The sequence below is a fragment of the Pseudomonas sp. WS 5146 genome, from assembly GCF_012985495.1.
GTDB classification, from domain to species: domain Bacteria; phylum Pseudomonadota; class Gammaproteobacteria; order Pseudomonadales; family Pseudomonadaceae; genus Aquipseudomonas; species Aquipseudomonas edaphica.
Window position 1 is genome coordinate 1 of record NZ_JAAQWL010000027.1, and the last position, 1,040, is coordinate 1,040.

Annotated in this window: 2 protein-coding genes; one reads left to right on the forward strand and one right to left on the reverse strand. The window is 55.4% G+C overall.

Annotated elements, in window-relative coordinates:
- The coding region (locus HBO41_RS29325; protein WP_169988765.1) for a MarR family winged helix-turn-helix transcriptional regulator at positions 1-455 on the forward strand (455 nt) is incomplete at its 5' end.
- Here HBO41_RS29325 and HBO41_RS29330 read toward each other — a convergent pair.
- On the reverse strand, positions 447-857 hold the full coding sequence (locus HBO41_RS29330; RefSeq protein ID WP_017139675.1) for an ester cyclase: 411 nt from the start codon (positions 855-857) through the stop codon (positions 447-449). The two genes, HBO41_RS29325 and HBO41_RS29330, sit on opposite strands and share 9 nt — an antisense overlap.
- Positions 858-1,040: the final 183 nt, after the last annotated feature.

Below are 1,040 nucleotides of genomic sequence, written 5' to 3' on the forward strand. Positions count from 1 at the left end.
ACTCTGCTTCTTTTGAAGAGGCCGTTGAACAGTTAGCCGAAGATCTGCGAAGAGTAGTCGGCAATCTTGTCCGGGAAGTGCGCAGTGGGTCGGACACACCGTCCTCGGCACAATCTGAAACGCTAGGTTTGCTTGACCGTCATGGCCCCGCGAGCATAAGCGCGCTTGCTGCACATCGTCACGTCAAGCATCAAAGCATGCGGCTGGTTATCGCCCAGTTGGAGCAGCAGCTGCGGGTTACACGAGGTCCTGATCCGAGCGATGCACGAAAGCAGCTTTTTGAGCTGACGCACGCTGGTCGAGCTGCGCTTGAACACAGTCGTCTTCAGCGCAGTGACTGGCTGGCACGCCAGCTTAAGGAAAAAACCACCGCGTCACAGCTGCAAACACTCGAAGCTGCGGTCAGAATCCTGGAGCAATTGATTGCCGCCGCCCCAAACGATCAATCAACCTGAGCGCAAAGCCGCCAGCACACTCGGCAACGAATTGACGCCCCAGTGCTCGACATATTGGCCGTTGCGGATGCGAACGATGTCGATGATATCAATAGACACTGCACGTCCCGTTGCCTGTATCCCGGCAATCACCCCGGAGTGGCGGCCGGTAATGCGCTTTCGGGTCGTCACCTTATCGTCTTCAGCAACCTGATCCAGCACCTCGACCTGGAGGTCGGACAAGCCCGGATGCAGAACATTGTGAAAGGTATGCCATAGACCTTCCCGACCGCCGTCTTGCCCCGCCGCCGCTGAATGGTTTATGAAATCTTGCGCCACGAGCACTTCAAATTCGTGGCGGTCGCAGTTCTCAATAACCTTCTGATTGAAACGACGGACGATAGCTTTGTTCACTGCTGACATAACGCCACCTGATGCTTGAATGCGTAGAATCTCAAATATATACAGTCAAACTGTATATATCCAGAGCATCAGTGAGCGCTGTCCGATGACATCCGCAGGGCATTGATCTATTGCTGCCAGTCGCAGGCCCAAGGTCACGCGCTCGCGGGCGGACCTTGAACAAGCCAACGGAATCAGACGCGA

Coding starts and splice junctions, on each gene's coding strand:
- HBO41_RS29330 (WP_017139675.1), bottom strand. CDS start 857: ATGTCAGCAGTGAACAAAGCTATCGTCCGTCGTTTCAATCAGAAGGTT.